The organism is Pseudomonas sp. FSO-7 (assembly GCF_059579345.1).
This window is the reverse complement of the sequence record NZ_CM184193.1, coordinates 413,418-439,112: the sequence shown is the minus strand read 5'-3', so window position 1 is coordinate 439,112 and position 25,695 is coordinate 413,418. Positions and strand designations below refer to the sequence as shown.

Here is a 25,695-nt window from a genome sequence, read left to right as displayed (position 1 = left end):
GCTTCATGCACCGCATCAATGCACTGCGAACCGCAATTGCACATGCGCCACACGCCAAAACCAACCGTCCCAACCCCGGAAAAACCGCACAAACAAAAGCAAAAGCCCCGTAATACGGGGCTTTCAGCCTCACCAGCAGCTTTTTTGTGACAGGCCATTTAAAACTGGCACGCCCCCTGCAATAGCTAGATCACTACCCAGTTTCGGGGACCTTGGTACAGGCAGGCCGGGGATTCCCCATTTTATACGGGCTCAGCGAGCCCACTGTTTTGGGGGCCTTGATACAGGCAGGTCAAGGTTTCCCTTCTTTACCCCCAGGGCCACCCGCTTGGCGCGGCCCTACCGTTTTGGGGACCTTGGTACAGGCAGGCCGGGGATTCCCTCTTTTATTGCTCCTGGAGACGGACCTCCAGCCGCCAGCGATCATCCACTTCGCTGCCGGTCCACTCCCCTCGCAACGGACGCGCCGCTACCAGCGTCAGCAACAATCCCTTGTCACTCAAACGCACCCGCCAGTTCACATCCTTGCCGTTGAGCTTGAGCTGGCCCTTCTGCGGCCGGCCTTCTGCTTGAAACAGCAGCGCCACTGAGCCGTCGACAATTTCGCCATGGAGCTTGGGTTCATTGTTGAACCAGGCCACCAGCGTTCCGTCTGTCACCTCGACCTGTTGCAACGCGCTTGGGTCGGGCGTGGTCAGGCGCCCGATCATCAGCCCGACCATCATGCCGAAGATCGCCAAAGAGCCCATCACCCGAGGCATTAGCTTCGAACGTCGGTCGGTTTGCGGCGTAGAATGCCGCTCATCTTTATCTGCGGAGCCGTGCATGTTTCACGTCATCCTTTTTCAACCGGAAATTCCGCCGAATACCGGCAACGTCATCAGGCTGTGCGCCAACAGCGGCTGCCACCTGCATTTGATCGAGCCGCTGGGCTTCGACATGGACGACAAGCGCCTGCGCCGCGCCGGCCTCGACTACCACGAGTATGCCACCTTGCAGCGTCACGCCGACCTCGCCAGCTGTCTGGAAAGCCTCGGGCATCCGCGCCTGTTCGCCTTTACCACCAAGGGTTCGCGGCCGTTCCATGACGCCAGCTTTGTCGCCGGTGATGCGCTCCTGTTCGGCCCGGAAAGCCGTGGCCTGCCGGCCGACGTGCTGGACGCCTTGCCCGCCGAGCAGCGCCTGCGCCTGCCGATGCGCGAAGGCTGCCGCAGCCTGAACCTGTCCAACACCGTGGCGGTGGCGGTTTATGAGGCGTGGCGGCAGAACGGCTTCGCCTGAGCCCTTCCCGTCAGCCAGAAACACCTGTGGGAGCGAGCTTGCTCGCGATAGCGGTGTATCAGTCAACAGCAAAGTCGACTGACCCAGCGCTATCGCGAGCAAGCTCGCTCCCACAGGTTTTGCGTCTTGGCTTACAGACGCGATACCGCTTACTGAACGGTCGCGCCGCCTTCTTGTTGCATGCGCTGCAGTTCTTGCGCATACAGGGCATCGAAGTTCACCGGCGCCAGCATCAGGGCCGGGAACGAGCCGCGGGTCACCAGGCTGTCCAGGGTTTCCCGGGCGTAGGGGAACAGGATATTCGGGCAGAATGCGCCCAAGGTGTGGCTCATCGAAGGAGCATCCAGGTTCTTGATCAGGAAGATCCCGGCCTGCTGCACTTCGGCGATGAACGCCACTTCGTCACCGTTCTTCACGGTGACCGACAGGGTCAGCACCACTTCGTGGAAGTCATCTTCCAGGGCTTTCTGACGGGTGTTCAGGTCCAGGCCTACGCTCGGCTCCCACTGCTGGCGAAAGATCGCCGGGCTTTTCGGAGCTTCGAAGGACAGGTCACGTACATAAATGCGCTGCAAGGAGAATTGCGGTGCGGTTTCTTCTTCGCTGGCAGCTGTGTTCTGTTGGTCAGTCATCGCAGATCCTTCTTACTTTCAGGTTCTTTAGTGGGAAATTCAGGCCTTGAGCAGCGCGTCGAGCTTGCCGGCGCGCTCCAGGGCGAACAGATCATCGCAACCGCCCACGTGGGTGCTGCCGATCCAGATCTGCGGCACGGACGTGCGTCCGGCCTTCTGGGTCATTTCGGCGCGCAGTTGCGGCTTGCCGTCGACCTTGATCTCTTCGAAGGCCACGCCTTTGTTCTGGAGCAGGAACTTGGCTCTGGAGCAATAGGGGCAGTAATCGCTGGAATAGACAACAACGTGGGGCATTTCACTTCACCAGGGGCAGATTGTCGGCTTTCCAGCTGGCAACGCCACCGGACAGCTTGGCGGCGGTAAAGCCGGACCTCATCAGCTCGCGGGCGTGGGTGCCGGCATGCTGGCCCTGGGCGTCCACCAGGATCAGCGTCTTGGCCTTGTGTTTTTCCAGTTCGCCGATGCGGGCGATCAATTTGTCCTGGGGAATGTTCACCGCCCCGACAATGTGACCAGCGGCGTAATCCTTGCTCGGACGGATGTCGACCACGATACCGGCATCCTTGTTGACCAGCGCGGTCAGCTCGCCAGTACTCAGGCTGCGACCGCCGCCCTGCATCGTGTGGGCAACCAGCAACGCCAGCAGCACGACGAAGATACCGACGAGAATGTAGTGGTTAGTGGCAAATTGAATCAGGTGAGCAACCATCGAAGGAGGTTCCAGGGCGTTAAAATGTCGGCCAGTATACACAGCACACAAGGCCGGCCAAACCCCGCCCGGCGGTGACGCCGCCGGAACTTACCTTTAAACTGCCCGTCCCTTTTCCATCGTCTTCTTTTAACCCGCCACGAGTGGATTCCATGACTACCACGCCTAAACCTTTGGTCCTGATGATTCTCGACGGCTTCGGTCACAGTGAAAGCCACGAATCCAACGCCGTGTATTCGGCCAACAAGCCCGTGCTGGACCGTTTGTGGGCCACCGTGCCCAACGGCCTGATCTCCGGCAGCGGCATGGACGTCGGCCTGCCGGACGGGCAGATGGGCAACTCCGAAGTCGGCCACATGAACCTCGGCGCAGGCCGCGTGGTGTACCAGGACTTCACCCGCGTGACCAAATCGATCCGCGACGGTGAGTTCTTCGAAAACCCGACCATCTGTGCCGCCGTGGATAAGGCCGTGGCCGCCGGCAAGGCCGTGCACTTCATGGGCCTGCTGTCCGACGGTGGCGTGCACAGCCACCAGGACCACCTGGTCGCCATGGCCGAACTGGCGGCCAAGCGCGGCGCCGAGAAGATCTACCTGCACGCGTTCCTCGATGGCCGCGACACCCCGCCGAAAAGCGCCACGTCGTCGATCGAGCTGCTGGACGCCACGTTCCAGGCCCTCGGCAAGGGCCGCATCGCCAGCCTCGTCGGCCGCTACTACGCCATGGACCGTGACAACCGTTGGGATCGCGTGTCCCAGGCCTATAACCTGATCGTCGACGGCAACGCCGAATTCAACGCCGCCACAGCCCAGGAAGGCCTCCAAGCCGCTTACGAGCGCGGCGAAAGCGACGAATTCGTCAAGGCCACCACCATCGGCGAGCCGGTGAAAGTCGAAGACGGCGACGCCGTGGTGTTCATGAACTTCCGCGCCGACCGCGCCCGCGAACTGACCCGGGTGTTTGTCGAAGACGATTTCAAGGAATTCGAACGCGCCCGCCAGCCAAAACTGGCCGGTTTCGTGATGCTGACCCAATACGCCGCCAGCATTCCCGCGCCATCGGCCTTCGCCGCCGGCAGCCTGGAAAACGTGCTGGGCGACTACCTGGCGAAAAACGGCAAGACCCAGCTGCGCATCGCCGAGACCGAAAAGTACGCCCACGTGACGTTCTTTTTCTCCGGCGGCCGTGAAGAGCCTTTCCCGGGCGAAGAACGCATCCTGATCCCCTCGCCGAAAGTCGCCACCTACGACCTGCAACCGGAGATGAGCGCGCCGGAAGTGACCGACCGCATCGTCGACGCCATTGAAAACCAGCGTTACGACGTGATCGTGGTCAACTACGCCAACGGCGACATGGTGGGCCACAGCGGGGTGTTCGACGCGGCGGTCAAGGCCGTGGAATGCCTGGACACCTGCGTTGGTCGCATTGTCGAGGCCCTGGAAAAGGTTGGCGGCGAAGCATTGATCACAGCTGACCATGGCAACGTCGAGCAGATGTCCGACGAATCCACCGGCCAGGCCCACACCGCCCACACCACCGAACCGGTGCCGTTCATCTATGTCGGCAAGCGCGGCTTCAAGGTCCGCGACGGCGGCGTGCTGGCCGATGTCGCGCCGACCATGCTGATGCTGCTGGGCATGGAGAAGCCGGCGGAGATGACCGGGACTTCGATCCTGGTCTGATCCGCAAACCCTGTGGGAGCGAGCTTGCTCGCGATAGCGATCTTCCAATCGACATCTTTGTTGAATGTGCTGGCGCCATCGCGAGCAAGCTCGCTCCCACATGGGTTTTTGGTGTTTTTTGGGCCAGTTATCACACAGCCCCAAATGGGCGTTTTTTTTGCAGCGTGGGGCGGGCATACTAGGCCGTCCCTTTCCCTGGTGTCGCCCGCCTCTATGCTTCGCGTCCTGATAGCCCTCGCTCTGACCTGCTTGCTCCAACCGGCCTTTGCCGACGAGCGCGCGCAAACCCAACAACAGTTGGAAGCCACGCGCCAGGACATTGCCGAGCTGAAAAAGCTGTTGGGCAAGTTGCAGGAAGAGAAATCCAGCGTGCAGAAAGACCTGCGCGGCACCGAAACCGAGATGGGCAAGCTGGAGAAGCAGGTCGACGCCCTGCAAAAAGAGCTGAAGAAAAGCGAATCCGAGCTGCAGCGGCTCGATGGAGAGAAAAAAAAACTCCAGAGCGCGCGCACTGAACAGCAAAAGCTGATCGCCATCCAGGCCCGGGCCGCCTACCAGAACGGCCGCCAGGAATACCTCAAGCTGCTGCTCAACCAGCAGAACCCCGAGAAATTCGCCCGCACCCTCACCTATTACGATTACCTGAGCCAGGCCCGCCTGGAACAACTCAAGAATTTCAACGAAACCTTGCGCCAACTGGCTAATGTCGAAAAAGACATCGAGCTGCAGCAGGCCCAGTTGCTGGTGCAGAAAAGCAGCCTCGACACCCAGCGTGAAGAACTCGAGAAGGTTCGCAAGGAACGCCAGGTGGCTCTGGCCAAGCTCAATGACGACGTGAAGGCCCGCGACAGCAAGCTCAAGGCCCGCGAGCAGGACCAGGCCGAACTGGCCAACGTGCTGAAAACCATCGAAGAGACCCTGGCTCGCCAGGCCCGAGAGGCGGAAGAAGCGCGCCAGAAAGCGCTGATCGCCCAGCAGGAAGCCGAAAAAAAGCGTTTGCGTGAAGCCCAGGCCGACGCGGACGCCGGCGACGCACCGCGCCAACCGGCAAAAGCCAGCCCCGGCGCACTGGTTTCCAGTGACGGCGAAACCTTTGACGGCGCTTTTGCTTCAGCCCGAGGCAAACTTCCATGGCCGGTCAATGGTCGATTGCTTGCGCGCTTCGGTGAAACCCGCGGCGACGACACCCGCACCAAATGGGACGGGGTGATGATCAGCGCTTCCGCCGGCAGCCAGGTGCATGCCGTGCATGGCGGGCGCGTGGTCTTCGCCGACTGGTTGCGCGGCGCCGGCCTGCTGGTGATCCTCGATCACGGCAACGGCTATTTGAGTCTGTACGGCCACAACCAGACGCTGCTCAAGTCGGCGGGCGATGTGGTCAAGGCCGGTGAGTCCATCTCCACGGTCGGTAACAGTGGCGGGCAGGATACGCCAGCACTGTATTTCGCTATTCGTCAGCAGGGTCGCCCCAGTGACCCGGCCCAATGGTGTCGTGCGCAAGGATAAGCGCGCCCATCCTATTAAGGAGTTCGTTCGACATGCTGCATTTGTCCCGCCTTACCTCGCTGGCCCTGACGATCGCCCTCGTGATCGGTGCGCCCCTGGCTTTCGCCGCCGAACCGGCCCCATCGGCACCCGCCGCCACGGCTGCGACCACCAAGGCCCCGCTGCCGCTGGACGAGCTGCGCACCTTTGCCGAGGTCATGGACCGGATCAAGGCCGCCTACGTGGAACCGGTGGATGACAAGATGCTGCTGGAGAACGCCATCAAAGGCATGCTCAGCAACCTTGACCCCCACTCGGCCTACCTGGGGCCGGACGATTTCGCCGAGCTGCAGGAAAGCACCAGCGGCGAGTTCGGCGGCCTGGGCATCGAGGTCGGCAGCGAAGACGGCTTCGTCAAGGTGGTCTCGCCAATCGACGACACGCCTGCTTCCAAGGCCGGCATCCAGGCCGGTGACTTCATCGTCAAGATCAACGGCCAGCCGACCCGCGGCCAGAGCATGACCGAAGCCGTGGACAAGATGCGCGGCAAGATCGGCCAGAAGATCACCCTGACCCTGGTACGCGACGGTGGCACACCGTTCGACGTGACCCTCACGCGGGCGGTCATCCAGGTCAAGAGCGTGAAGAGCCAACTGCTGGAATCGGGCTACGGCTACATCCGCATCACCCAGTTCCAGGTCAAGACCGGCGAAGAAGTCGCCAAGGCCCTGGCCAAGCTGCGCAAGGACAACGGCAAGAAACTCAACGGCCTGGTCCTGGACCTGCGTAACAACCCCGGCGGCGTGCTGCAATCGGCGGTGGAAGTGGTGGATCACTTCATCACCAAGGGCCTGATCGTCTACACCAAGGGCCGCATCGCCAATTCCGAGCTGCGCTTCTCGGCCACCGGCAACGACTTGAGCGAAGCCGTGCCGTTGGTGGTGCTGATCAACGGCGGCAGCGCTTCGGCTTCGGAAATCGTTGCCGGTGCCCTGCAGGACCAGAAGCGCGGCGTGGTCATGGGCACCACCAGTTTCGGCAAGGGTTCGGTACAGACCGTATTGCCACTGAACAACGACCGTGCCCTGAAGATCACCACCGCGCTGTATTTCACGCCCAACGGCCGCTCCATCCAGGCCCAGGGCATCGTCCCGGACATCGAGGTGCGCAAGGCCAAGATCACCAACGAGCAGGACAGCGAGTACTTCAAGGAAGCCGACCTGCAAGGTCACCTGGGCAATGGCAACGGCGGCGCCGACAAACCGACCGGTTCCGGCGCCAAGGCCAAGCCAATGCCGCAGGATGACGATTATCAGTTGGCCCAGGCCTTGAGCTTGCTCAAAGGGTTGAACATCACGTCCGGCCGCTGAGATGGGCCTGCGTTTCGCCTTCTTCCTGCTGTGCCTGCTGACGGGGGCCGTTAACGCGGCGCCCGCCACACCCTCTTCGCCACACAAGGCGTACCTGAGCCTGATCATCGACGACCTGGGGCAAAATCTGCCTCGGGATCGCCGGGTACTGGCCCTCCCCGGTCCGGTCACCGCCGCGATCATGCCCGACACCCCTCACGCCGCCGAAGTCGCCCGCGAAGCCCATCGCGCCGACAAGCTGGTCATGCTGCACATGCCCATGGACCCGGCCACCGGGCCGTTCGCCTGGCATCCGGAACTGTCCATCGAAGAACTGGGCAGGCGCCTCGACGCCGCGTTCGCGGCCGTGCCCTACACCAGCGGGATCAACAACCACATGGGCAGCCGCATGACCGCCCAGCCCAAGGCCATGGCGTGGCTGATGGCGAACTTGCAGCAACGGCACAAGTTTTTCGTCGACAGCCGCACCAGCGCCCAGACCGTTGCAGCCGCCGAAGCGCAAAAGATCGGCCTGGCCAGTGTGTCGCGGGATGTGTTCCTGGACGACGAGCGCACCGAAGCCGCCATAGCCCATCAATTGCAGACCGCCATCGACCTGGCCCGCCGGCAAGGCTCGGCCGTGATGATCGGCCATCCCTACCCGCAGACCCTGGCGGTACTCGAACGCGAGCTACCCAAGCTCAAGGCCCAGGGCATCGAATGGATCGACATCAAGTCGATGATCAGCCTGCGCAGCAATCGGGCGATGGTCGGGCATGGGAAGGATGGGGTTTATCGGTAGCGGCTGAGCGCTATCTCAAACTGCACTGCCGCCATCGCGAGCAAGCTCGCTCCCACAGTGGTTCTGCATCGGGCACAAGATTTGTGTTCACGGCAGATCCCCTGTGGGAGCGAGCTTGCTCGCGATGGCGGCGTTGCGGTGGGTAAAATGCTTAGAGATACCGCGCCATGATCGCGTCCACCGCGCCTTCCTTGCGCAATTCATCCAAGGCCTTTTGAAGCCGGGCGACCACCTCGTCAGGCACGTCCTTGTTCAACGCCAGGTACAGCTCGGCACTGTTGAAGCGCAGGACGGTCTTGAGATCGTTCACCCCTTCCTGGCGCGCCAGGTACCGCCCGGCAGGATCCCCGGTGGCCCACAGATCGATCTGGCCGTTGACCAGTTTCCTGGCGTTGTCCTGATCGCGTAATACGACAATTGGCTTGAGCCCCTGCTTGGCCAATGTCTCGGCAATCGCGTCGCCCTTGTAGGCACCGATCTTGTATTGGCGCGCCTGCTCCAGTGAGTCGAGGGCGATCTTGCTGTCGGCCTTGGCGAGCATGATCCAGTCGTCCGGACCGATGGGGCCGACCCATTTGAACAGCTTTTCACGCTCAGGCAACCGCGCCATGACAAACACACCGTATCCCGGATTTTCCAGGGCGAGTTTGTAGATGCGCTCCCAGGGGAAACGTAGCGTCAGGCTGTAGGAGATATCGGCGCGCTTGAATATTTCGCGGACGATGTCCACGGCAATGCCATGGATATTCTCGTCCTGGGCGAAGTTTTTGCCGTTCTTGGCCATGTTGTACGGCGGGAAGTTTTCCGTCAGCAACACCAGCGGAGCATCGGCGGCGCGGGTGGTGCCTGCGAGCAGCAACGTGGCGCCCGCAAAGGCAAGAACGAGACGTTTGAGCATGTCGGGCTACCGCAATCCATGGTGTGCCCAAGAGTGCCTTGGGCCCGCCATGGTGTCCAGCGATCAGCGAATGCAGATACCGCGATGCGCCATGTAGGCCTTGGCTTCCGGCACGGTGTATTCGCCGAAGTGGAAAATGCTCGCCGCCAGTACCGCACTGGCGTGGCCTTCAAGAATGCCATCGGCCAGGTGCTGCAGGTTGCCGACGCCGCCGGAAGCAATCACCGGAATGCCCAGGGCATCGCTGATGGCGCGGGTCACACCGAGGTCGAAGCCGTTTTTCATGCCATCCTGGTCCATGCTGGTCAGCAGGATTTCCCCGGCACCCAGGCCTTCCATCTTCTTCGCCCACTCGACGGCGTCCAGGCCCGTGGGTTTACGCCCACCGTGGGTGAAGATTTCCCAGCGCGGGGTCTCGCCCGGGCCAGAGACCTTCTTCGCATCGATGGCCACGACGATGCACTGCGAGCCGAAGTGCTGGGCCGCTTCACCGACGAATTCCGGGTTGAACACCGCCGCCGTGTTGATCGACACCTTGTCCGCCCCGGCATTGAGCAGGTTGCGGATGTCCTGCACGGTGCGCACGCCGCCGCCCACGGTCAGCGGGATGAACACCTGGCTGGCCATGCGCTCGACGGTATGCAGCGTGGTATCGCGGCCATCGACGCTGGCCGTGATGTCGAGGAAGGTAATCTCGTCCGCACCCTGTTCGTCGTAGCGACGGGCGATTTCCACCGGGTCGCCGGCATCGCGGATGTTCTCGAACTTGACGCCCTTGACCACGCGGCCGTTATCCACGTCCAGGCAAGGGATGATGCGTTTGGCCAGCGCCATGGTGAGTCCTCAGCCTTTGTACGAATCGCAGAAAGCTTGCGCTTCAGCGACGTCGAGGGTGCCTTCGTAGATCGCCCGGCCGGTGATTGCGCCGATGATGCCCGGCGCCTTGGCGTCGAGCAGCGACTTGATGTCACCCAGATTATGGATGCCACCGGAAGCAATCACCGGGATCTTGGTGGCAGCGGCCAACGCAGCGGTGAACGGCACGTTGCAGCCCTGCATCATGCCGTCTTTGGCGATGTCGGTATAAACGATCGAGGACACGCCGTCGGCTTCAAACTGCTTGGCCAGATCGATGACCTGCACGGTGCTGATTTCAGCCCAGCCATCGGTGGCGACGAAACCGTCTTTGGCATCCAGACCGACGATGATTTTGCCAGGGAACGCGCGACAGGCTTCGGCGACAAAAGCCGGGTCTTTCACGGCCTTGGTGCCGATGATCACGTAGCTCACGCCAGCCTTGACGTAGTGCTCGATGGTTTCCAGCGAGCGGATGCCGCCGCCGATCTGGATCGGCAGGTTCGGGTAACGCTTGGCAATGGCCGTGACCACTTCGCCATTGACCGGCTGCCCTTCGAAGGCGCCGTTCAAGTCGACCAGATGCAGGCGACGGCAGCCGCCCTCCACCCACTTGGCGGCCATGCTCACCGGGTCATCGGAAAACACCGTGGAGTCTTCCATGCGGCCCTGACGCAGACGGACGCAAGCGCCGTCCTTGAGATCGATAGCGGGGATAATCAGCATCTGGCAAACCTTCAAATACGAATATTCAGCTTGGCTCGAAAATCAATTTTTCTCGAGCGCCCACAAGTCGCTTTCAATGCTTTCGAACCTTTCTTTAAGGTGCGCCTGCACATCGAAAATCGCCCTGTTGTAATAGTGCGGAGCAATTTCGCGGGTAAACAGGTCAAGAATTTCCGCCGCTTCGAACGACCCCAGGTCCAGTTCGAAACGCTGCTCCATGAACCGCTGGATCTTGCGGTTCGCTTCACTCTCCTGCTCGGGCGTGAGGGTGAGGATCGGCGGTTTCTTGCGGGCCATTACCAGCGCCCGTCCCACGCCGCGAAGTTCTGCAACAGTTGCAGGCCATGGGTATGGCTCTTCTCCGGGTGGAACTGCACCGCGAAGCGCGAACCATCGGCCAGGGCTGCGGCGAAATCGACGCCATAGTGACCGCTGCCCACCACCTGCCGCGCATTGCCGGCGGCGATGTAGTAGCTGTGCACGAAGTAGAAGCGCGCCAGGTCCGGAATGTTGTGCCACAGCGGGTGATCCACCGTCTGCTTCACTTCGTTCCAGCCCATGTGCGGGACCTTCAAGTGCTCGCCGTCTTCATGCAGGCCCTTGCCAAAAAACTTCACCTGGCCTGGGAACATGCTGATGCAATCGACACCATCATTCTCTTCGCTGCGTTCAAGCAGGGCTTGCATGCCCACGCAAATGCCGAGGAACGGACGGTCCTGGCTGACTTCGTGCACCAGCTTGTCGAAGCCCAGGCGACGAATCTCGGCCATGCAATCACGAATCGCGCCGACGCCGGGGAACACCACACGGTCGGCTTCGCGAATCACGTCGGCATCGCTGGTGATCAGCACCTTGCCGGCGCCCACGTGCTCGAGGGCCTTGGCCACCGAGTGCAGGTTGCCCATGCCGTAGTCGATAACCGCGACCGTCTGCATTACAGGACGCCCTTGGTGGAAGGCATCTGGCCGGCCATGCGGTCGTCGAGCTCCACGGCCATGCGCAGCGCGCGACCGAAAGCCTTGAACACGGTTTCGATCTGGTGGTGGGTGTTATGCCCACGCAGGTTGTCGATGTGCAGGGTCACGTTGGCGTGGTTGACGAAGCCCTGGAAGAATTCCTGGAACAGGTCCACGTCGAAGCCGCCGACGGTGGCACGGGTGTACGGCACGTGCATCTGCAGGCCCGGGCGGCCGGAGAAGTCGATGACCACCCGCGACAGCGCTTCATCGAGCGGCACGTAGGCATGGCCGTAGCGACGGATGCCCTTCTTGTCGCCGATGGCTTTGGTAAAGGCCTGGCCCAAGGTGATACCGACGTCTTCCACCGTATGGTGGTCGTCGATATGCAGGTCGCCCTTGCTGACGATGTCCAGGTCGATCAGCCCGTGACGGGCGATCTGGTCCAGCATGTGCTCAAGAAAAGGCACACCGATATCAAACCGGGCCTTTCCGGTGCCATCCAGGTTGATCGAGGCTTTGATCTGGGTTTCCAGAGTGTCGCGCTCGACAGACGCCTTACGTTCGGCCATCACCAGCTCCGCAAAATCATTGGGCGAAAAAGGCAGCCATTATAGGGGCGCGAGCGGCAAACAGAAACACAAGAGGTGACATCACTGACGGGCTGGACCCCGGGCTGTCGGTGATAGACATGTCCATACAAGCAATTTTTGCCATCACCCAGAATCAAATGTGGGAGCGGGCTTGCTCGCGAAGGCGGTGTGTCAGTCGACATCATCGTCAACTGACACACCGCCTTCGCGAGCAAGCCCGCTCCCACACTAGGTTTGCCCTTACCTTGAAGGTTCGGGCAACGGTCTTAGCGGAACAACACCGCCGTCTTCTGCAGGGTCACCCACACACCCCACGCCAACGGAATGCCCACCACCAGCCAGGCGGCGATCGCCAAAGGCTTGGTGCCCGGCGCGGCTTTCCACTCCAGCGACGTGCTGCTGTCGGCGCCTTTGTCATGGCCCAGCGCCTGTTCGGCGGCCAGTTCGGCGTCGGTCATGAAGTACTTGTCGGCGACCGGACGGACCATCAGGTTGCACAGGAAGCCCAGCACCAGCAGGCCAGCGAGGATGTACAAGGTGATGTCATAGGCCGCGGCGCGTTCAACGCCGATACTCAGTTGATATTCACGCAGGTAGTTCACCAGTACCGGACCCAGCACACCTGCCGCAGCCCAGGCGGTCAGCAGGCGACCGTGGATCGCGCCGACCATTTGCGTACCGAACAGGTCCGCCAGGTAGGCCGGCACAGTGGCGAAACCGCCGCCGTACATCGACAGGATGATGCAGAACGCCGCCACGAACAGCGCGACGCTGCCCAGGTGGCCCAGGTTCGGGATCAGCGCGTACAGGGCAAAGCCCAGGGCGAAGAACACGAAATAGGTGTTTTTACGACCCAGATAATCCGAGAACGATGCCCAGAAGAACCGGCCGCCGATGTTGAACAAGCTCAACAGCCCGGTAAAGCCGGCTGCGATGGCAGCGATCTGGCCCAGTTGCACGGCGTCCAGTTGACCGAAAGGCAGGTCGGTGCCAAGCAATTTACCGCCAAACACTTCCTGCAACAGCGGCGAAGCCATGCCCAGGATACCGATACCGGCAGATACGTTCAGGCACAGCACCAGCCATACCAGACGGAACTGCGGGGTTTTCCAGGCTACGTTCACGTGAACGTGGCGATGGGTGATCATCGCGTTCGCGGCTTTCTTCGGTGCCGGGGTCCAGCCTTCAGGCTTCCAGCCGGTCGGCGGAACGCGATACGACAAGGCGCCACCGATCATGAACACGAAGTAGATCGCGGCCATGACCAGGAAGCTCTGCCAGACGCCCACGCCCGTCGGCGAAGCGAAATGGTTCATCAGCGCCGCGGCCAGTGGAGCACCAACCATCGCACCACCGCCGAAGCCCATGATCGCCATGCCGGTCGCCATGCCGCGCTTGTCCGGGAACCATTTGATCAGGGTCGACACTGGGGAGATGTAGCCCAGGCCCAGGCCGATACCACCGATCACCCCGGAACCGACCCACATCAGCCAGATCTGGTGGGTATAGATACCCAGCGCGGAAATCAGCAGGCCGCCGCACCAGCACAAGGCCGATACAACGCCGGCCTTGCGTGGTCCGGCGTGTTCCAGCCAGCCACCCCAGATGGCTGCCGAGCAACCCAGGAAGATGAAGAACAGGGTGTAGATCCAGCCGAGCATCGAGATCGGCCAGTCACATTGGGACGAAAAGACTTGCGAGATGAAGCTCATATCCGGTGCACAGGCCACAGGCTTGGTGACACCCAAGGCCTTGGACAATGGCAACCAGAACACCGAGAAGCCATAGGCCATGCCGATGCACAGGTGAATGGCCAGTGCGGCCGGTGGAACCAACCACCGGTTGAAACCGGGCTTGGCGATGATGCGTTCCTTGGAGAGGAACGCTGGCTGGTCGGCGATGCCGTCCGCCGTGATGCTCGTGCTCATTGTGTATCCCCCAGTTATTGGAATGGTCCGTCAGCCACGCTTCACCCTCAGCCTTCATTGCACGCAGGCATGGCTGTATTTTCTGGTGAAGCTCCATAGTGTGCGACATCAAGTCGCAGAAGGACGGACGAACGGGCAAAGGTTACCATTTGATCGTGGCAGAGAAACCAAAGTGATATCACCTTTTTCGTGCCATCTGTCTTATCGCACGCTTGCCGGCTTTCTGTAGGGGGCTAACGATTTATTTTTTCAGGAGCGTTCATGCCCATCGTTGTAGACCCACTGTGTGGGAGCGAGCTTGCTCGCGATGGCGGTCGCACACTCAGCATTTTCATTGACGGTCACACCGCTATCGCGAGCAAGCTCGCTCCCACATTGATCTACGGACGGGACTTATAACGAGTACCCGACGCACCACCCCCATCCACAGCGTTATACTCCCGGCTAAATTTTGAACTCAACCTACAAGGATTCGCCCATGAAAGCGTTCGGCAAAATCCTGGGTCTGGTACTTCTCGGGCTGTTGCTGATCATTGTGGCCCTGGGCTTTGCCCTGACCCACCTGTTCGATCCCAACGACTACAAGGAAGAGATCCGCCAGATAGCCCGCGACAAGGCCCACATTGAGCTGACCCTCAATGGCGATATCGGCTGGAGCCTGTTCCCTTGGCTGGGTCTGGAGTTGCACGACGCCAGCGTCGCGACCTTGGCCACTCCGACCCAACCTTTCGCCGACCTGCAGATGCTCGGTCTCTCGGTCCGGGTGATACCGCTGCTGCGCCGGGAAGTGCAGATGAGCGATGTGCGCGTCGAAGGCCTGAACCTGCGGCTCAACCGTGACAAGAGCGGTCACGGTAACTGGGAAGACATCGGCAAGGCGCCAGCCTCCGCTACGACAGCGAACACTCCGGCACCCGCCGAACAACCGGCCCCGCCCGCCAGCACCCCGGCAGAAAAATCTGCCCAGCCGACCCGCCTGGACATCGACAGCCTGACCGTGAACAACGCCCGGATCGAATACACCGACGAGCGAACCGGCAAGCTGTACACCGCCGAGAGCATCCAACTGAGCACCGGCCCGGTCCACGACTCCACCAACATTCCAGTGACCCTGACCGCATTTCTGTCCAGCAACCAGCCGGCTGTGCGCGTACGCACCGAAGTGACCGGCGAACTGCGCTTCGAGCGGGCCCTGCAACGCTACAAGTTCGAAGACCTGAAACTGTCCGGCGAAGCCACCGGCGACCCCTTGCAGGGCAAGACCCTGAATTTCGCCGCCCAAGGCCAACTGTTCCTGGACAAGGCGGCCAACGTCGCCGAATGGACCGGCATCAAGCTGTCGCTCAACCAACTGCGCGCCCTGGGTGAACTGAAGGTCAACGACCTCGACAAGACCCCGCAATTGAATGGCGGGGTGTCGATCGCCCAGTTCGATCTGACAAAGTTCGTCGACAGCGTCGGCCAGACACTCCCGGCCATGGCCGAAGGCAGCCTGAGCAAGGTCGAGCTGGCCAGCCGCATTGCCGGCACGCCGACCAGTGTCGAGTTCAACAACATCAACCTGAAGCTCGACGACAGCAACTTCAGCGGCCGTATCGCCGTGGAAGACATTGCCAAACAGGCCCTGCGCGTGCAGCTCAAGGCCGACACGTTCAACGTCGACCGCTACCTGCCGCCAAAATCCGCCGAAGCCGACAGCTCCAAGGCGGCCCGTGAGGCCGAAGTCAGCAACACCGAAGCCAGCGCCATGGCCGGTGCCGGCAGCACACCGTTGCCGAGTGCTCCGACCCAGGGTGCCTGGAGTAACGATCGGCTGTTTCCGGTGGAGCGCCTGAGCAAGCTGGACCTCGATGCCGACCTGTCCTTCGGGCAACTGACCCTGGATAAACTGCCGATCCAGAACGCCGCGCTCAAGGCCACCGGCCTGGGTGGCCTGCTGACCCTGGAAAATCTGCGGGGCGATCTGTACAGCGGCAACTTCGAAACCAAGGGCACCCTGGATGTGCGCCAACCTACCCCACAGTTGAGCCTGCAAACCCGCATCAACCGGGTCCCTGCCGAGAAGATCATCGAAAGCCAGGGCAAGAATCCGCCGGTCAAAGGCCTGGTCACGCTCAACAGCGCGATCACCGCCACCGGCAATAGCCAGAAGGCCCTGATCGACAGCCTCAACGGCAACGCCGGGTTCGTCATCAACGATGGCGTGCTGCTCAATGCCAACCTCGAACAGCAACTGTGCAAAGGCATCGCCACCCTCAATCGCAAGTCCCTCAGCGGCGAACCCCGGGGCAAGGACACGCCGTTCCAGCAACTCAACGGCAATCTCACCTTCACCAATGGCGTCGCTCACAACCCCGACCTGAAAGTCCGCATCCCCGGCATGAGCGTCAACGGCAACGGCGATATCGACCTGCGGGTGCTGGGCATGGATTACCGCGTCGGCGTCATCGTCGAAGGCGACAAGAGCGACATGCCCGACCCGGCCTGCCAGGTCAACGAACGCTACGTCGACGTCGAATGGCCGTTGCGCTGCCGTGGCCCACTGGAGCTGGGGGCGAAGGCCTGCCGCCTGGACAACGACGGGCTGGGCAAGGTCGCGGCGAAACTGGCCGGCGACCGGCTCGGCGACAAGATCGATGAGAAGCTCGGCGACAAGGTCAGTCCCGAACTGAAAGACGCGCTCAAGGGGCTGTTCAAGCGATGAGAGCCGAGCAGTTTTCCACCGCCGTCCTGGACTGGTTCGACCGCCACGGTCGCCACGATCTGCCCTGGCAACAAGCCATCTCGCCCTATCGGGTGTGGGTCTCGGAAATCATGTTGCAGCAGACCCAGGTCAGTACCGTGCTCAATTACTTCGACCGGTTCATGGCCTCGCTGCCCACCGTTCAAGCCCTGGCCGCCGCGCCGGAGGACGAAGTGCTGCACCTGTGGACCGGGCTGGGCTATTACACCCGCGCGCGCAACTTGCAGAAAACCGCGAAAATCGTCGTCGAGCAGTACGGCGGCGAATTCCCCCGGGACGTGGAAAAACTCACCGAGTTGCCGGGGATCGGCCTGTCCACCGCCGGCGCCATCGCCAGCATCAGCATGGGCCTGCGGGCGCCGATCCTTGATGGCAACGTCAAGCGCGTGCTGGCACGCTTCACCGCCCAGGAAGGCTACCCGGGCGAACCCAAGGTGGCAAAACAGCTATGGGCCACCGCCGAGCGCTTCACGCCACAGGACCGGGTCAACGCCTACACCCAGGCGATGATGGACCTGGGCGCCACACTCTGTACCCGCAGCAAGCCCAGTTGCCTGCTCTGCCCGCTGAAACAGGGTTGCGAGGCTCACATGCTGGGCCTGGAAACCCGCTACCCGATTCCCAAGCCTCGTAAAGAGGTGCCCAAAAAGCGCACCTTGATGCCGATGCTGGCCAACCACGAGGGCGCGATCCTGCTTTACCGACGCCCTTCCACCGGGCTATGGGGCGGACTGTGGAGCCTGCCGGAACTCGACGACCTCGACGACCTGCAACACCTGGCGCTGCAACACTCGCTGGAATTGGGCAGCCAACACGAAATGCCAGGCCTGGTGCACACCTTCAGCCACTTCCAGTTGGCGATCGAACCCTGGCTGGTCCGGGTCCGGGAAACCGGCCATCACGTGGCCGAGGCCGACTGGCTCTGGTATAACCTCGCCACCCCGCCGCGCCTGGGCCTTGCCGCCCCGGTCAAAACATTGCTCGAACGCGCGGCCGCCGTAATGAACGCAGGAGAGTTGCAATGACCCGCACCATCATGTGCCGCAAGTACAAAGAAGAACTGCCTGCCCTGGAGCGTGCGCCATTCCCGGGCGCCAAGGGCCAGGACATCTACGACAACGTCTCGGCCAAGGCCTGGGCCGACTGGCAGAAACACCAGACCCTGCTGATCAATGAAAAACGCCTGAACATGATGAACGCCGAAGACCGCAAATACCTTCAGGGCGAGATGGACAAGTATTTTTCCGGCGAAGATTACGCCAAGGCCGAAGGCTACGTACCGCCATCCGAATAAGCTGTTGAATGCGGGGGCGGATCGTAAGCGACGGTAATAGTTAAATATTTTTTGAAAACTTGCTTGACGCCCCCCTGAAAAACCCGTTTAATGCGCCCCGTTGCCCAGATAGCTCAGTCGGTAGAGCAGGGGATTGAAAATCCCCGTGTCGGCGGTTCGATTCCGTCTCTGGGCACCAAATACCGAAAACCCGATCAAGCAATTGATCGGGTTTTTTATTGCCTGGGATTTCTTCCTGCGCATTGTCGACTCAGCTACATTCATCCTCTCCCCCTGGCAAACGAGTCGACATGGACATCACCGACATCCCCTTCGGCACCACCGATTGGTCAACCATCGAACCCACCGAGCACAAAGGCGTCACCGGAACCGCCTATTGGCGCACGCGGCAATTCGGGAACATTCGGGTACGGATGGTGGAATACACAGCCGGGTATCTGGCCGACCATTGGTGCACCAAGGGCCACATCCTGTTTTGCCTCAAGGGCGAGCTCAATACTGAACTCGAAGATGGCCGGCAGTTTTTGCTCAAGCCCGGCATGAGCTACCAGGTCGCCGACCAGGCCGAGCCCCATCGATCCTCCACCTCATCGGGGGCTACGCTTTTCATAGTGGATTGAGATTCGAAGCGTGCGCGTTGAAGCTGTAGGATAGATGGCCTTATCCATCAGGAATCCGACCATGTCATCGGCGAACAAACAGCAGAAGCGCAGCCAGCGCGCCAAGGCGAAGGCCAAGCAGAACCGCATTCAACGTACTGCTGCGCCGAACGATTTCCTGGACCCGAACGACGAGCGCATCGATCTGGAAACCGTGGACCTGACGGAGCTGTTCCAACTCATGAGTGCCGCCGAAAAAGTCAGCCAGAAGGCAATGTGCGAAGCGTTCCTGGCCCATCCCCTGCTGGCGCTGGTGCTGGAACAGGAGGGTGAGGAAGAAGCGACCGATTTCATCATTACCGCATTGATCGAATACCGCCGTCTGACCACGGGCGTGGATGAGCAGACCGCGCTGGATTGGGTGGAAAGCAAGCAATTCCAGGCCGATTATGTGGCTGCGTCCCAGGCACTGACACAAGGCCAGGACTGACTGTCTGGCCGGGACCGCGGTGGATGACGCCCTCCGGGGATAATTCCCACAATCCAAGGTTAACCAACATGGGGCGGCGTCATACCCGTCCTGCGTCAATCCGCTATTTTTCCCCCCAAGCAATCAGCCCCGTCCGGCATCATCGAAACGTCGCCCGGAGCATCCTTGCGGTCCGCCCCCTCTCAATGGCTGGACACTTCGATGACGCCACTGCTGCCTCAAGATGACCCACAGCTCGCTCCCTTGATCAACGAACTCGGCGAGCTGATTCGCCAGGCACGCCAGGAGGCCATCACCCAGATCAGGGAGATGAACCTGGTTGCTGGGGACATCGTCAGGGATCCTGCAGTCCTGAAACTCCTCGGCCTGCCCAATGCCGGCACCCTTCTGGAAACGGAACTGGAGCAGGCCTTGATCGACCAGTTGCAGGGGTTCCTTCTCGAACTGGGCAAGGGCTTCGCCTTCATCGCCCGTCAGCAACGGATCAGCACTGAAAGCAAAGACTTCTACCTCGACCTGGCCTTCTACAACTACCTGCTCAAATGCTTTGTGATCGTCGACCTCAAGCGCGGCGAACTGAGCCACCAGGACATCGGGCAAATGGATATGTATGTGCGCCTCTACGAGGAGCTGAACCGCGGCCCCGATGATAAACCCACCGTCGGCATCATTCTCTGTGCGCGGAAAGACGATTCGGTGGTGCGTTATTCCGTACTGCAAGGCCATGAACAATTGTTCGCCAGCCAATATCAACGGGTGCTGCCTACGGAGGAAGAACTGCGCAACGAGCTGGACCGTGAACAGGCGCGCCTTGAGGAAGGGGCCGTCGGGCGCAGCGACTTGAAGGAATAAAAAGCCGATACCCAATGACCGCGCACTCAAAAAACCCATGTAAGATTGATGCGTTTTTCTCCAGCAATGCTTCAGTCGATGAGCTTCATCCTGCATGTCACCGGCCGCGCCTCACCCTTCCCTGATCCAGGCATTGCGGACCGAAACCGCTGAACTGCACGTCGCCCTGGAAAAACGCCTGCCGTTTTTCTCACCACAGTTGGATCTGGATCTGTACCGGCGCCTGATGGCGGCCTACTACGGTTTTTATCAGCCGCTGGAGCAACAGCTTCATGTGCTGGCGTTGATTCCAACCGGGCTGGACCAATCCCTGCGCATCAAACTCCCGGTATTGCGAGCCGACCTCAAGGCCCTGGGTCTGGATGAAGCCGCTATCGAGGCATTGCCCACCTGCCAGGTGCTGCCACGAATCGACTCCCGAGCCGCCGCCCTCGGCGTTTCCTACGTCCTGGAAGGCGCGACCCTCGGCGGGCAGATCCTGCGGCGCAGGGTGGCCGAGCAACTCGGTCTTGATGCCTCAAGCGGCGCGACCTTTCTCAATGTATATGGCGAACTCACCGGCCGACGCTGGAAGGATTTCCTTCAATACCTGGACGACAGGAACCTAGGCGAGGCCCAGGTGTTCGAAGTCACACGCGCCGCCAAGGCGACGTTCTCTCATTTTGAACACTGGCTGGACAGCCAAAAGGTATTGTTATGAACCCGGAAAACCAGGAAGCCTTCGAAGAACTGCTGGCCAATTGCGCAGACGAACCGATTCGCTTTCCTGGGGCCATCCAGCCTCACGGCGTGTTGTTGATGCTGTCCGAGCCCGATTTCGTGATCCGTCAGGTCAGCGCCAACGCGTTGCAGTTGATGGGGCAAGATCCCCACAGGCTGTTGGGCCAGACACTCGACGCACTGTTGGGGCTGGAACAGGCCGAGGCGATCCTCATCGCTTGTCGCGCCGCCCCGGAAAGCGACAGCGTGCCCGTGGCCATTGTCGTGAACCAGCAGCGTTTCGATGCCCTGGTGCATCGCCATCAGGGGGCGCCCTGATCGTCGAATTGGAACAGCACCTGAGCGACTATCGCCCCGAAGGCGTCAGCGGCGAGGCCAACATGGGCCGCATGCTGCAACGCCTGCAAAGTGCGAAAACCCTCCAGGCCCTGTACGAAATCAGTGTGCGGGAAATCCAGGCCATGACCGGTTACGACCGGGTGCTGATCTACCGCTTCGAAGAAGAAGGCCACGGCCAGGTGATTGCCGAGGCCAGCGCGCCGTCGATGGAGCTCTACAAGGGCCTGTTTTTCCCGGCGTCGGATATTCCCGAACAGGCCCGCGAGCTGTATCGCACCAACTGGCTGCGGATCATCCCCAACGCCGACTACGCGCCGGTGCCGCTGGTCCCGGAATTGCGGCCCGACACCCAGGCGCCCCTGGACCTGAGTTTTGCCACACTGCGCAGCGTCTCGCCGATCCATCGCCAGTACATGAAAAACATGGGCGTGCTGTCGTCCATGAGCATCTCGTTGATGGAAGGCGAACGCTTGTGGGGGCTGATCAGTTGCGGCAATCGCCAGCCGCTGCTGGTTCCCCATGAAATGCGCATGGCCTGCCAGACCATCGGTCAGGTGCTGTCATTGCAGATCAGCGCCATGCAGGCCCTGGAACTGACCCGGCAACGGGACGCCAAGCTGGAAGACCTCAAGGTCCTCGCCGCGGTCATGGCCGAGTCCAGCGACAACGTCTTCGATGGCCTGTCCCACGAGCCACAACGGCTCATGGACATGACCGGCGCCAGCGGCGTCGCGATTTTCGAAGACAACAAGCTACACCGCCATGGCCAGTGCCCGGAACCGGAGCAGATCCGCGAGCTGCATAAATGGATCCTGGAAACCGATAAACCGGTGTTCTCCCACCACAACCTGAGCAGCGTCTTCGCACCTGCCCAGGCTTATCCGGACGTGGCGAGCGGCGTGTTGGCGATCCACCTGCCCAAACCTGTGGAAAACGGCGTGCTGTGGTTCCGTCCCGAGGTGAAGCAAACCCTCCAATGGAGCGGCGACCCACAAAAGCCCCTGGACCTGGAAAACAGCGAGACCGGCCTGCGCCTGCGGCCCCGGACGTCTTTCGAGATCTGGAAAGTCGAAATGGCCGGCATCAGTACCAAATGGACCCATGGCGACCTGTTCGCCGCCAACGACCTGCGGCGCTCGGCCTTGGAAAACGACCTGGCCCGCCAGGTGCACAAGGAGCGCCAGGCCGTGCAGGCACGCGATGAACTGGTGGCCGTGGTGTCCCACGACCTGCGCAGCCCGATGACGGTCATTTCCATGCTCTGCGGCATGATGCAAAAGGCCTTCAGCTCGGACGGCTCCCACAGCTCCAAGCGAATTTCTTCCGCCATCGACACCATGCAACAGGCCACCAGCCGCATGAACACACTGCTGGAGGATCTGCTCGACATTTCGCGCATCGATGCCGGACGCTACACCATCAATCCCCAGCCGATGGACGTCAGCCAGATCTTCGACGACGCCTGCTCGCTGCTGACGCCGCTGGCCACTGCCAAGGCGATCGACATTTCCTTCCATGCCGAACCCAACCTGAGGATCAACGCCGACCCCGAGCGGCTGTTCCAGGTGCTGTCCAACCTGATCGGCAATGCCATCAAGTTCACGCCGCAGCAGGGCTCCGTGAGCATCAGCGCGATGTCCGTCGGGAATGAGATCGTGTTCAGCGTCCGCGACACCGGTGAAGGGATTGCGCCAGAGCAATTGCCTCATGTTTTCGAGCGCTACTGGACGACCAAGGAAGGCAACCCGAACGGCACCGGGCTGGGGTTGTACATTTCCAAGGGGATTGTCCAGGCCCATGGCGGTAAACTGCACGCCGAAAGCCAGCCAGGCCAGGGCAGCGAATTCCGCTTTACCGTGCCGAAAATCGACTGAGCCGGGCACCGTCCCCTAACGAATTGGAAACCGAAGCCCAATGGCCTCACTGAACAAACAGCAGAAACGCGCCAAGCGCGCCAAAGACAAAGCCAAGCAGATCCGCATGACCGGGCGCAAATCGATCCCGATGTATGGCGACCCGGCCCACGCCACCGCCCAGCCACCGGTCTACGTGCTGGAACTGTTCGCCAAGCTGCGCGAAGCCGAGGCCGTCAGCCGCAGTGAAATGCTCGATACGCTGCTCACGTCCCTGAGCGTGATGATCATCGAACGCCCAGGTCTGCTCGACCTGAAAAACGCCGAAAACGAAAGCATGGCGGCGACCAACCTGGCCGCCGACATGCTGGTGGACTACCGCATGTGGGTCGATGACATGGACCGCGAGACCGCCCAGCGCTGGCTCAGCACACCGGAGTTCATCAAGGACTTCAGCGAGGCGCTGGACCGCTATCGCCAGACCCTGGAAGAACCCGCCAGCGAATAAGCCGCTCGGTTATTCGTCACTGTTCCAATGGAACACCAGGTTGCGCGCGGCCCCGCTGCCTACCTCAGCAGTGTCGCGCCGCGCCTCACCGTTGCGCGTCGCCACCACGTTGTACTTGCCCGGCGGCAGTTGCACATAAACCAGCGGCCCCGCATCGCTGAGGGTCAGCACTGTTTGTCCCGATGCGTTCTGCACGGTCACGTCCACATCCGGGACGTATTTGTTTTCCGGGCCGATCGCAAAGGTCATGTGCACGTTGTAACCCTGGGCCTGCCCGATGGCCCGGGCTTCGTCCTCGCCGATACCGCCGGACAGATAAGTGATGCCGTTCTGCTGCATGGGCTGGACCTGGACCCCTGTGTTGTCTACAGGGGCGAGGTTGGTGGCGTTGAGCATGACGGGAAAAAGCAGCGCGCCTAACACGATGAGGCAAAATAGCGACTTCATGACCACAACTCCTGATATTGGACGCCACCTCGTTTGATCGATTTATGAACATCGATGTTCAGACCGATTGGAAGTTGAGTCGAATGCCAATCGGAATAGGCACGCTCATCCGGTTAACCCTTCCAACCCCCGCCCAAAGCTGGCACCATCGCGCCTTTTTTTACGCGACTCCCGGGCTTTTCACCGGTAAACAAGGTTCAAACGGCCGTTCGGTTGTTGATGGCGCGACAGTCTGCTGTGCCGATGCGACAACCTGCCGCACATCACCGGTTTACCGCCCGTAGCGCTGTTGGCTGCCATTCGGACGCATGCTAGCTTGGCCGCCTCGCCAAGGAAGGCAGCCAACAGCAAGGGAGCACATACCATGAGGACCGCACATGGCCCAGGCCACGCCCGCGCTTGAAATCCGCAACCTGCACAAACGCTACGGACAGCTGGAGGTGCTCAAAGGCGTCTCGCTGACCGCCCGCGACGGCGATGTGATCTCGATCCTCGGATCCTCCGGGTCCGGCAAGTCCACGTTCCTGCGTTGCATCAACCTGCTGGAAAACCCCAACCAGGGCCAGATCCTGGTGGCCGGCGAAGAGCTCAAGCTCAAGGCCGCGAAAAACGGTGAGCTGGTGGCCGCCGACGGCAAACAGATCAACCGCCTGCGCAGCGAGATCGGTTTCGTCTTCCAGAACTTCAACCTTTGGCCGCACATGAGCGTGCTCGATAACATCATCGAAGCCCCGCGCCGGGTGCTTGGCCAGAGCAAGGCCGAAGCCGTCGAAGTCGCCGAAGCGCTGCTGGCCAAGGTCGGTATCGCCGACAAACGCCACGCCTACCCGGCCGAACTGTCCGGTGGTCAGCAACAACGCGCCGCCATCGCCCGCACACTGGCGATGCAGCCCAAGGTGATTCTGTTCGACGAACCCACCTCCGCCCTTGACCCGGAAATGGTCCAGGAAGTACTTAGTGTGATCCGCGCCCTGGCCGAAGAAGGACGCACCATGCTACTGGTCACCCATGAAATGGGCTTCGCCCGTCAGGTTTCCAGTGAAGTCGTGTTTCTTCATCAAGGCCTGGTCGAGGAGCAAGGATCGCCACAGCAGGTCTTCGAGAACCCGCTTTCGGCGCGCTGCAAACAATTCATGTCCAGCAACCGCTAACGGAGCAGTACACATGCAGACCTACAAGAAATTCCTCCTGGCCGCAGCGGCCAGCCTGGTCTTCTCGGCCAGCACCATGGCGGCCGAAAAGCTGAAGATGGGCATCGAAGCGGCCTATCCGCCGTTCAACAACAAGGACGCCAGCGGCCAGGTCGTGGGGTTCGATAAAGACATCGGCGACGCCCTGTGCGCCAAGATGAAAGTCGAGTGCGAAGTGGTCACGTCCAACTGGGACGGCATCATTCCCGCCCTGATGGCCAAGAAGTTCGACTTCCTGATTTCCTCGCTGTCGATCAATGAAGAACGCAAGCAGGCCGTGGACTTCACCGACCCGTACTACTCCAACAAACTGCAGTTCATTGCGCCGAAAAACGTCGATTTCAAGATCGATAAAGCGTCTCTCCAGGGTAAGGTCATCGGGGCACAGCGCTCCACGCTCGCCGGCACCTGGATGGAAGACAACATGGAAGGCGTCGAGCTGAAACTCTACGACACCCAGGAAAACGCCTACCTGGACCTGACCTCCGGGCGCGTCGACGGGATCCTGGCGGACAAATACGTGAACTACGACTGGCTGAAAACCCAAGCCGGCCGTGATTACGAATTCAAGGGCGACCCGGTGGTGGAAGGCGACAAGATCGGCATTGCGGTGCGCAAGGGTAACGACGAACTGCGCAACAAGCTGAACGCCGCCCTCAAGGAAATCCTTGCCGACGGCACCTATAAAAAGATCAACGACAAGTACTTCCCGTTCAGCATCTATTGACGCTGACGTGCCTGGCCGGCGCCGCTCCCTGGCGGCG

Annotated in this window: 26 protein-coding genes, 1 tRNA gene and 2 pseudogenes; 17 read left to right on the top strand and 12 right to left on the bottom strand. The window is 61.1% G+C overall.

Annotated elements, in window-relative coordinates:
- Window positions 1–386 precede the first annotated feature (386 nt).
- Window positions 387–827 carry a hypothetical protein gene (locus tag AC515T_RS01945; protein WP_496531235.1) on the bottom strand — a complete coding sequence of 147 codons (441 nt, stop codon included), beginning with the start codon at window positions 825–827 and terminating at the stop codon, window positions 387–389.
- Here AC515T_RS01945 and AC515T_RS01940 point away from each other — a divergent pair.
- Window positions 826–1,281: a tRNA (cytidine(34)-2'-O)-methyltransferase gene (locus AC515T_RS01940; protein WP_496531234.1), complete on the top strand. Its 456-nt coding sequence runs from the start codon at window positions 826–828 to the stop codon at window positions 1,279–1,281. The two genes, AC515T_RS01945 and AC515T_RS01940, sit on opposite strands and share 2 nt — an antisense overlap.
- A 149-nt stretch (window positions 1,282–1,430) precedes the next feature.
- Here AC515T_RS01940 and secB read toward each other — a convergent pair whose 3' ends face one another.
- Genes secB through AC515T_RS01925 form a run of 3 tightly spaced genes read right to left on the bottom strand, consistent with a single transcriptional unit; the run spans window position 1,431 to window position 2,622 of the window.
- Entirely contained in the window at window positions 1,431–1,913 is a 483-nt protein-coding gene (gene secB / locus AC515T_RS01935) for a protein-export chaperone SecB (RefSeq protein ID WP_122565250.1), read from the bottom strand.
- Window positions 1,914–1,952: 39 nt separating this feature from the next.
- The gene (gene grxC, locus AC515T_RS01930; protein WP_014336106.1) at window positions 1,953–2,207 is read right to left on the bottom strand and encodes a glutaredoxin 3; all 255 of its coding nucleotides are present in this window, start codon (window positions 2,205–2,207) and stop codon (window positions 1,953–1,955) included.
- Between the two features lies 1 nt (window position 2,208).
- Window positions 2,209–2,622: a rhodanese-like domain-containing protein gene (locus tag AC515T_RS01925; protein WP_496531233.1), complete on the bottom strand. Its 414-nt coding sequence runs from the start codon at window positions 2,620–2,622 to the stop codon at window positions 2,209–2,211.
- Window positions 2,623–2,774: 152 nt separating this feature from the next.
- On the opposite strand from AC515T_RS01925, the gene gpmI reads away from it, so the two are divergent.
- The 4 genes from gpmI to AC515T_RS01905 all read left to right on the top strand — a co-directional run bounded on the left by gpmI (window position 2,775) and on the right by AC515T_RS01905 (window position 7,940).
- Window positions 2,775–4,304 (top strand): 2,3-bisphosphoglycerate-independent phosphoglycerate mutase, encoded by a 1,530-nt coding sequence (gene gpmI, locus AC515T_RS01920; RefSeq protein WP_122565248.1) that lies wholly within the window; start codon window positions 2,775–2,777, stop codon window positions 4,302–4,304.
- Window positions 4,305–4,517: 213 nt separating this feature from the next.
- Complete coding sequence (locus AC515T_RS01915; RefSeq protein ID WP_496531232.1) at window positions 4,518–5,810, top strand: murein hydrolase activator EnvC family protein; 1,293 nt, start codon at window positions 4,518–4,520, stop codon at window positions 5,808–5,810.
- A 32-nt stretch (window positions 5,811–5,842) separates the two neighbouring features.
- Complete coding sequence (locus AC515T_RS01910) at window positions 5,843–7,159, top strand: S41 family peptidase (RefSeq protein ID WP_496531231.1); 1,317 nt, start codon at window positions 5,843–5,845, stop codon at window positions 7,157–7,159.
- A 1-nt stretch (window position 7,160) separates the two neighbouring features.
- Entirely contained in the window at window positions 7,161–7,940 is a 780-nt protein-coding gene (locus AC515T_RS01905; protein WP_496531230.1) for a divergent polysaccharide deacetylase family protein, read from the top strand.
- A gap of 151 nt (window positions 7,941–8,091) precedes the next feature.
- Here AC515T_RS01905 and AC515T_RS01900 read toward each other — a convergent pair whose 3' ends face one another.
- The 7 genes from AC515T_RS01900 to AC515T_RS01870 form a co-directional block, all read right to left on the bottom strand.
- The gene (locus AC515T_RS01900) at window positions 8,092–8,838 is read right to left on the bottom strand and encodes a substrate-binding periplasmic protein (RefSeq protein ID WP_496531229.1); all 747 of its coding nucleotides are present in this window, start codon (window positions 8,836–8,838) and stop codon (window positions 8,092–8,094) included.
- Window positions 8,839–8,901: 63 nt separating this feature from the next.
- A complete protein-coding gene (gene hisF, locus AC515T_RS01895; RefSeq protein WP_003196830.1) occupies window positions 8,902–9,672 on the bottom strand; it encodes an imidazole glycerol phosphate synthase subunit HisF in 771 nt (256 codons plus the stop codon).
- Between the two features lie 9 nt (window positions 9,673–9,681).
- The gene (hisA, locus tag AC515T_RS01890; RefSeq protein ID WP_014336098.1) at window positions 9,682–10,419 is read right to left on the bottom strand and encodes a 1-(5-phosphoribosyl)-5-[(5-phosphoribosylamino)methylideneamino]imidazole-4-carboxamide isomerase; all 738 of its coding nucleotides are present in this window, start codon (window positions 10,417–10,419) and stop codon (window positions 9,682–9,684) included.
- Window positions 10,420–10,461: 42 nt separating this feature from the next.
- On the bottom strand, window positions 10,462–10,716 hold the full coding sequence (locus tag AC515T_RS01885; RefSeq protein WP_496531228.1) for a DUF2164 domain-containing protein: 255 nt from the start codon (window positions 10,714–10,716) through the stop codon (window positions 10,462–10,464).
- Window positions 10,716–11,354: an imidazole glycerol phosphate synthase subunit HisH gene (gene hisH, locus AC515T_RS01880; RefSeq protein WP_018606318.1), complete on the bottom strand. Its 639-nt coding sequence runs from the start codon at window positions 11,352–11,354 to the stop codon at window positions 10,716–10,718. The genes AC515T_RS01885 and hisH overlap by 1 nt, the downstream gene beginning before the upstream one ends.
- Window positions 11,354–11,947, bottom strand: coding sequence for an imidazoleglycerol-phosphate dehydratase HisB (gene hisB / locus AC515T_RS01875; RefSeq protein WP_003186751.1), 594 nt, complete (start codon window positions 11,945–11,947; stop codon window positions 11,354–11,356). The genes hisH and hisB overlap by 1 nt, the downstream gene beginning before the upstream one ends.
- 287 nt (window positions 11,948–12,234) lie before the next feature.
- Window positions 12,235–13,896 carry an OFA family MFS transporter gene (locus AC515T_RS01870; RefSeq protein WP_496531227.1) on the bottom strand — a complete coding sequence of 554 codons (1,662 nt, stop codon included), beginning with the start codon at window positions 13,894–13,896 and terminating at the stop codon, window positions 12,235–12,237.
- Window positions 13,897–14,374: 478 nt separating this feature from the next.
- On the opposite strand from AC515T_RS01870, the gene AC515T_RS01865 reads away from it, so the two are divergent.
- From AC515T_RS01865 to AC515T_RS01820, 10 genes and pseudogenes are all read left to right on the top strand, one after another.
- A complete protein-coding gene (locus AC515T_RS01865) occupies window positions 14,375–16,600 on the top strand; it encodes an AsmA family protein (RefSeq protein WP_496531226.1) in 2,226 nt (741 codons plus the stop codon).
- A complete protein-coding gene (gene mutY, locus AC515T_RS01860; RefSeq protein ID WP_053117495.1) occupies window positions 16,597–17,664 on the top strand; it encodes an A/G-specific adenine glycosylase in 1,068 nt (355 codons plus the stop codon). The genes AC515T_RS01865 and mutY overlap by 4 nt, the downstream gene beginning before the upstream one ends.
- The gene (locus AC515T_RS01855; protein ID WP_496531225.1) at window positions 17,661–17,933 is read left to right on the top strand and encodes an oxidative damage protection protein; all 273 of its coding nucleotides are present in this window, start codon (window positions 17,661–17,663) and stop codon (window positions 17,931–17,933) included. Before mutY ends, AC515T_RS01855 begins: the two co-directional genes overlap by 4 nt.
- A gap of 102 nt (window positions 17,934–18,035) precedes the next feature.
- Window positions 18,036–18,111, top strand: a tRNA-Phe gene (locus tag AC515T_RS01850).
- 112 nt (window positions 18,112–18,223) lie between these two features.
- Window positions 18,224–18,553: a DHCW motif cupin fold protein gene (locus AC515T_RS01845; protein WP_496531224.1), complete on the top strand. Its 330-nt coding sequence runs from the start codon at window positions 18,224–18,226 to the stop codon at window positions 18,551–18,553.
- Window positions 18,554–18,614: 61 nt separating this feature from the next.
- Complete coding sequence (locus AC515T_RS01840) at window positions 18,615–19,022, top strand: hypothetical protein (RefSeq protein WP_496531223.1); 408 nt, start codon at window positions 18,615–18,617, stop codon at window positions 19,020–19,022.
- A gap of 279 nt (window positions 19,023–19,301) precedes the next feature.
- Window positions 19,302–19,874, top strand: a pseudogene (locus tag AC515T_RS01835) (PDDEXK nuclease domain-containing protein); the annotation flags it as partial.
- Window positions 19,875–19,968: 94 nt separating this feature from the next.
- Window positions 19,969–20,574 (top strand): biliverdin-producing heme oxygenase, encoded by a 606-nt coding sequence (locus AC515T_RS01830; protein ID WP_496531222.1) that lies wholly within the window; start codon window positions 19,969–19,971, stop codon window positions 20,572–20,574.
- Window positions 20,571–22,807 (top strand): annotated as a pseudogene (locus AC515T_RS01825) (ATP-binding protein). Before AC515T_RS01830 ends, AC515T_RS01825 begins: the two are co-directional and overlap by 4 nt.
- 40 nt (window positions 22,808–22,847) lie before the next feature.
- Window positions 22,848–23,294 (top strand): hypothetical protein, encoded by a 447-nt coding sequence (locus tag AC515T_RS01820; protein ID WP_122565233.1) that lies wholly within the window; start codon window positions 22,848–22,850, stop codon window positions 23,292–23,294.
- A gap of 9 nt (window positions 23,295–23,303) precedes the next feature.
- Here AC515T_RS01820 and AC515T_RS01815 read toward each other — a convergent pair whose 3' ends face one another.
- Window positions 23,304–23,741: a carboxypeptidase regulatory-like domain-containing protein gene (locus AC515T_RS01815; RefSeq protein ID WP_496531221.1), complete on the bottom strand. Its 438-nt coding sequence runs from the start codon at window positions 23,739–23,741 to the stop codon at window positions 23,304–23,306.
- Window positions 23,742–24,118: 377 nt separating this feature from the next.
- Between AC515T_RS01815 and AC515T_RS01810 the strand changes: the two genes are divergently transcribed.
- On the top strand, window positions 24,119–24,892 hold the full coding sequence (locus AC515T_RS01810) for an ABC transporter ATP-binding protein (RefSeq protein ID WP_014336086.1): 774 nt from the start codon (window positions 24,119–24,121) through the stop codon (window positions 24,890–24,892).
- A 13-nt stretch (window positions 24,893–24,905) separates the two neighbouring features.
- Window positions 24,906–25,658 (top strand): ABC transporter substrate-binding protein, encoded by a 753-nt coding sequence (locus AC515T_RS01805; RefSeq protein WP_496531220.1) that lies wholly within the window; start codon window positions 24,906–24,908, stop codon window positions 25,656–25,658.
- The last annotated feature ends 37 nt before the right edge of the window (window positions 25,659–25,695 follow it).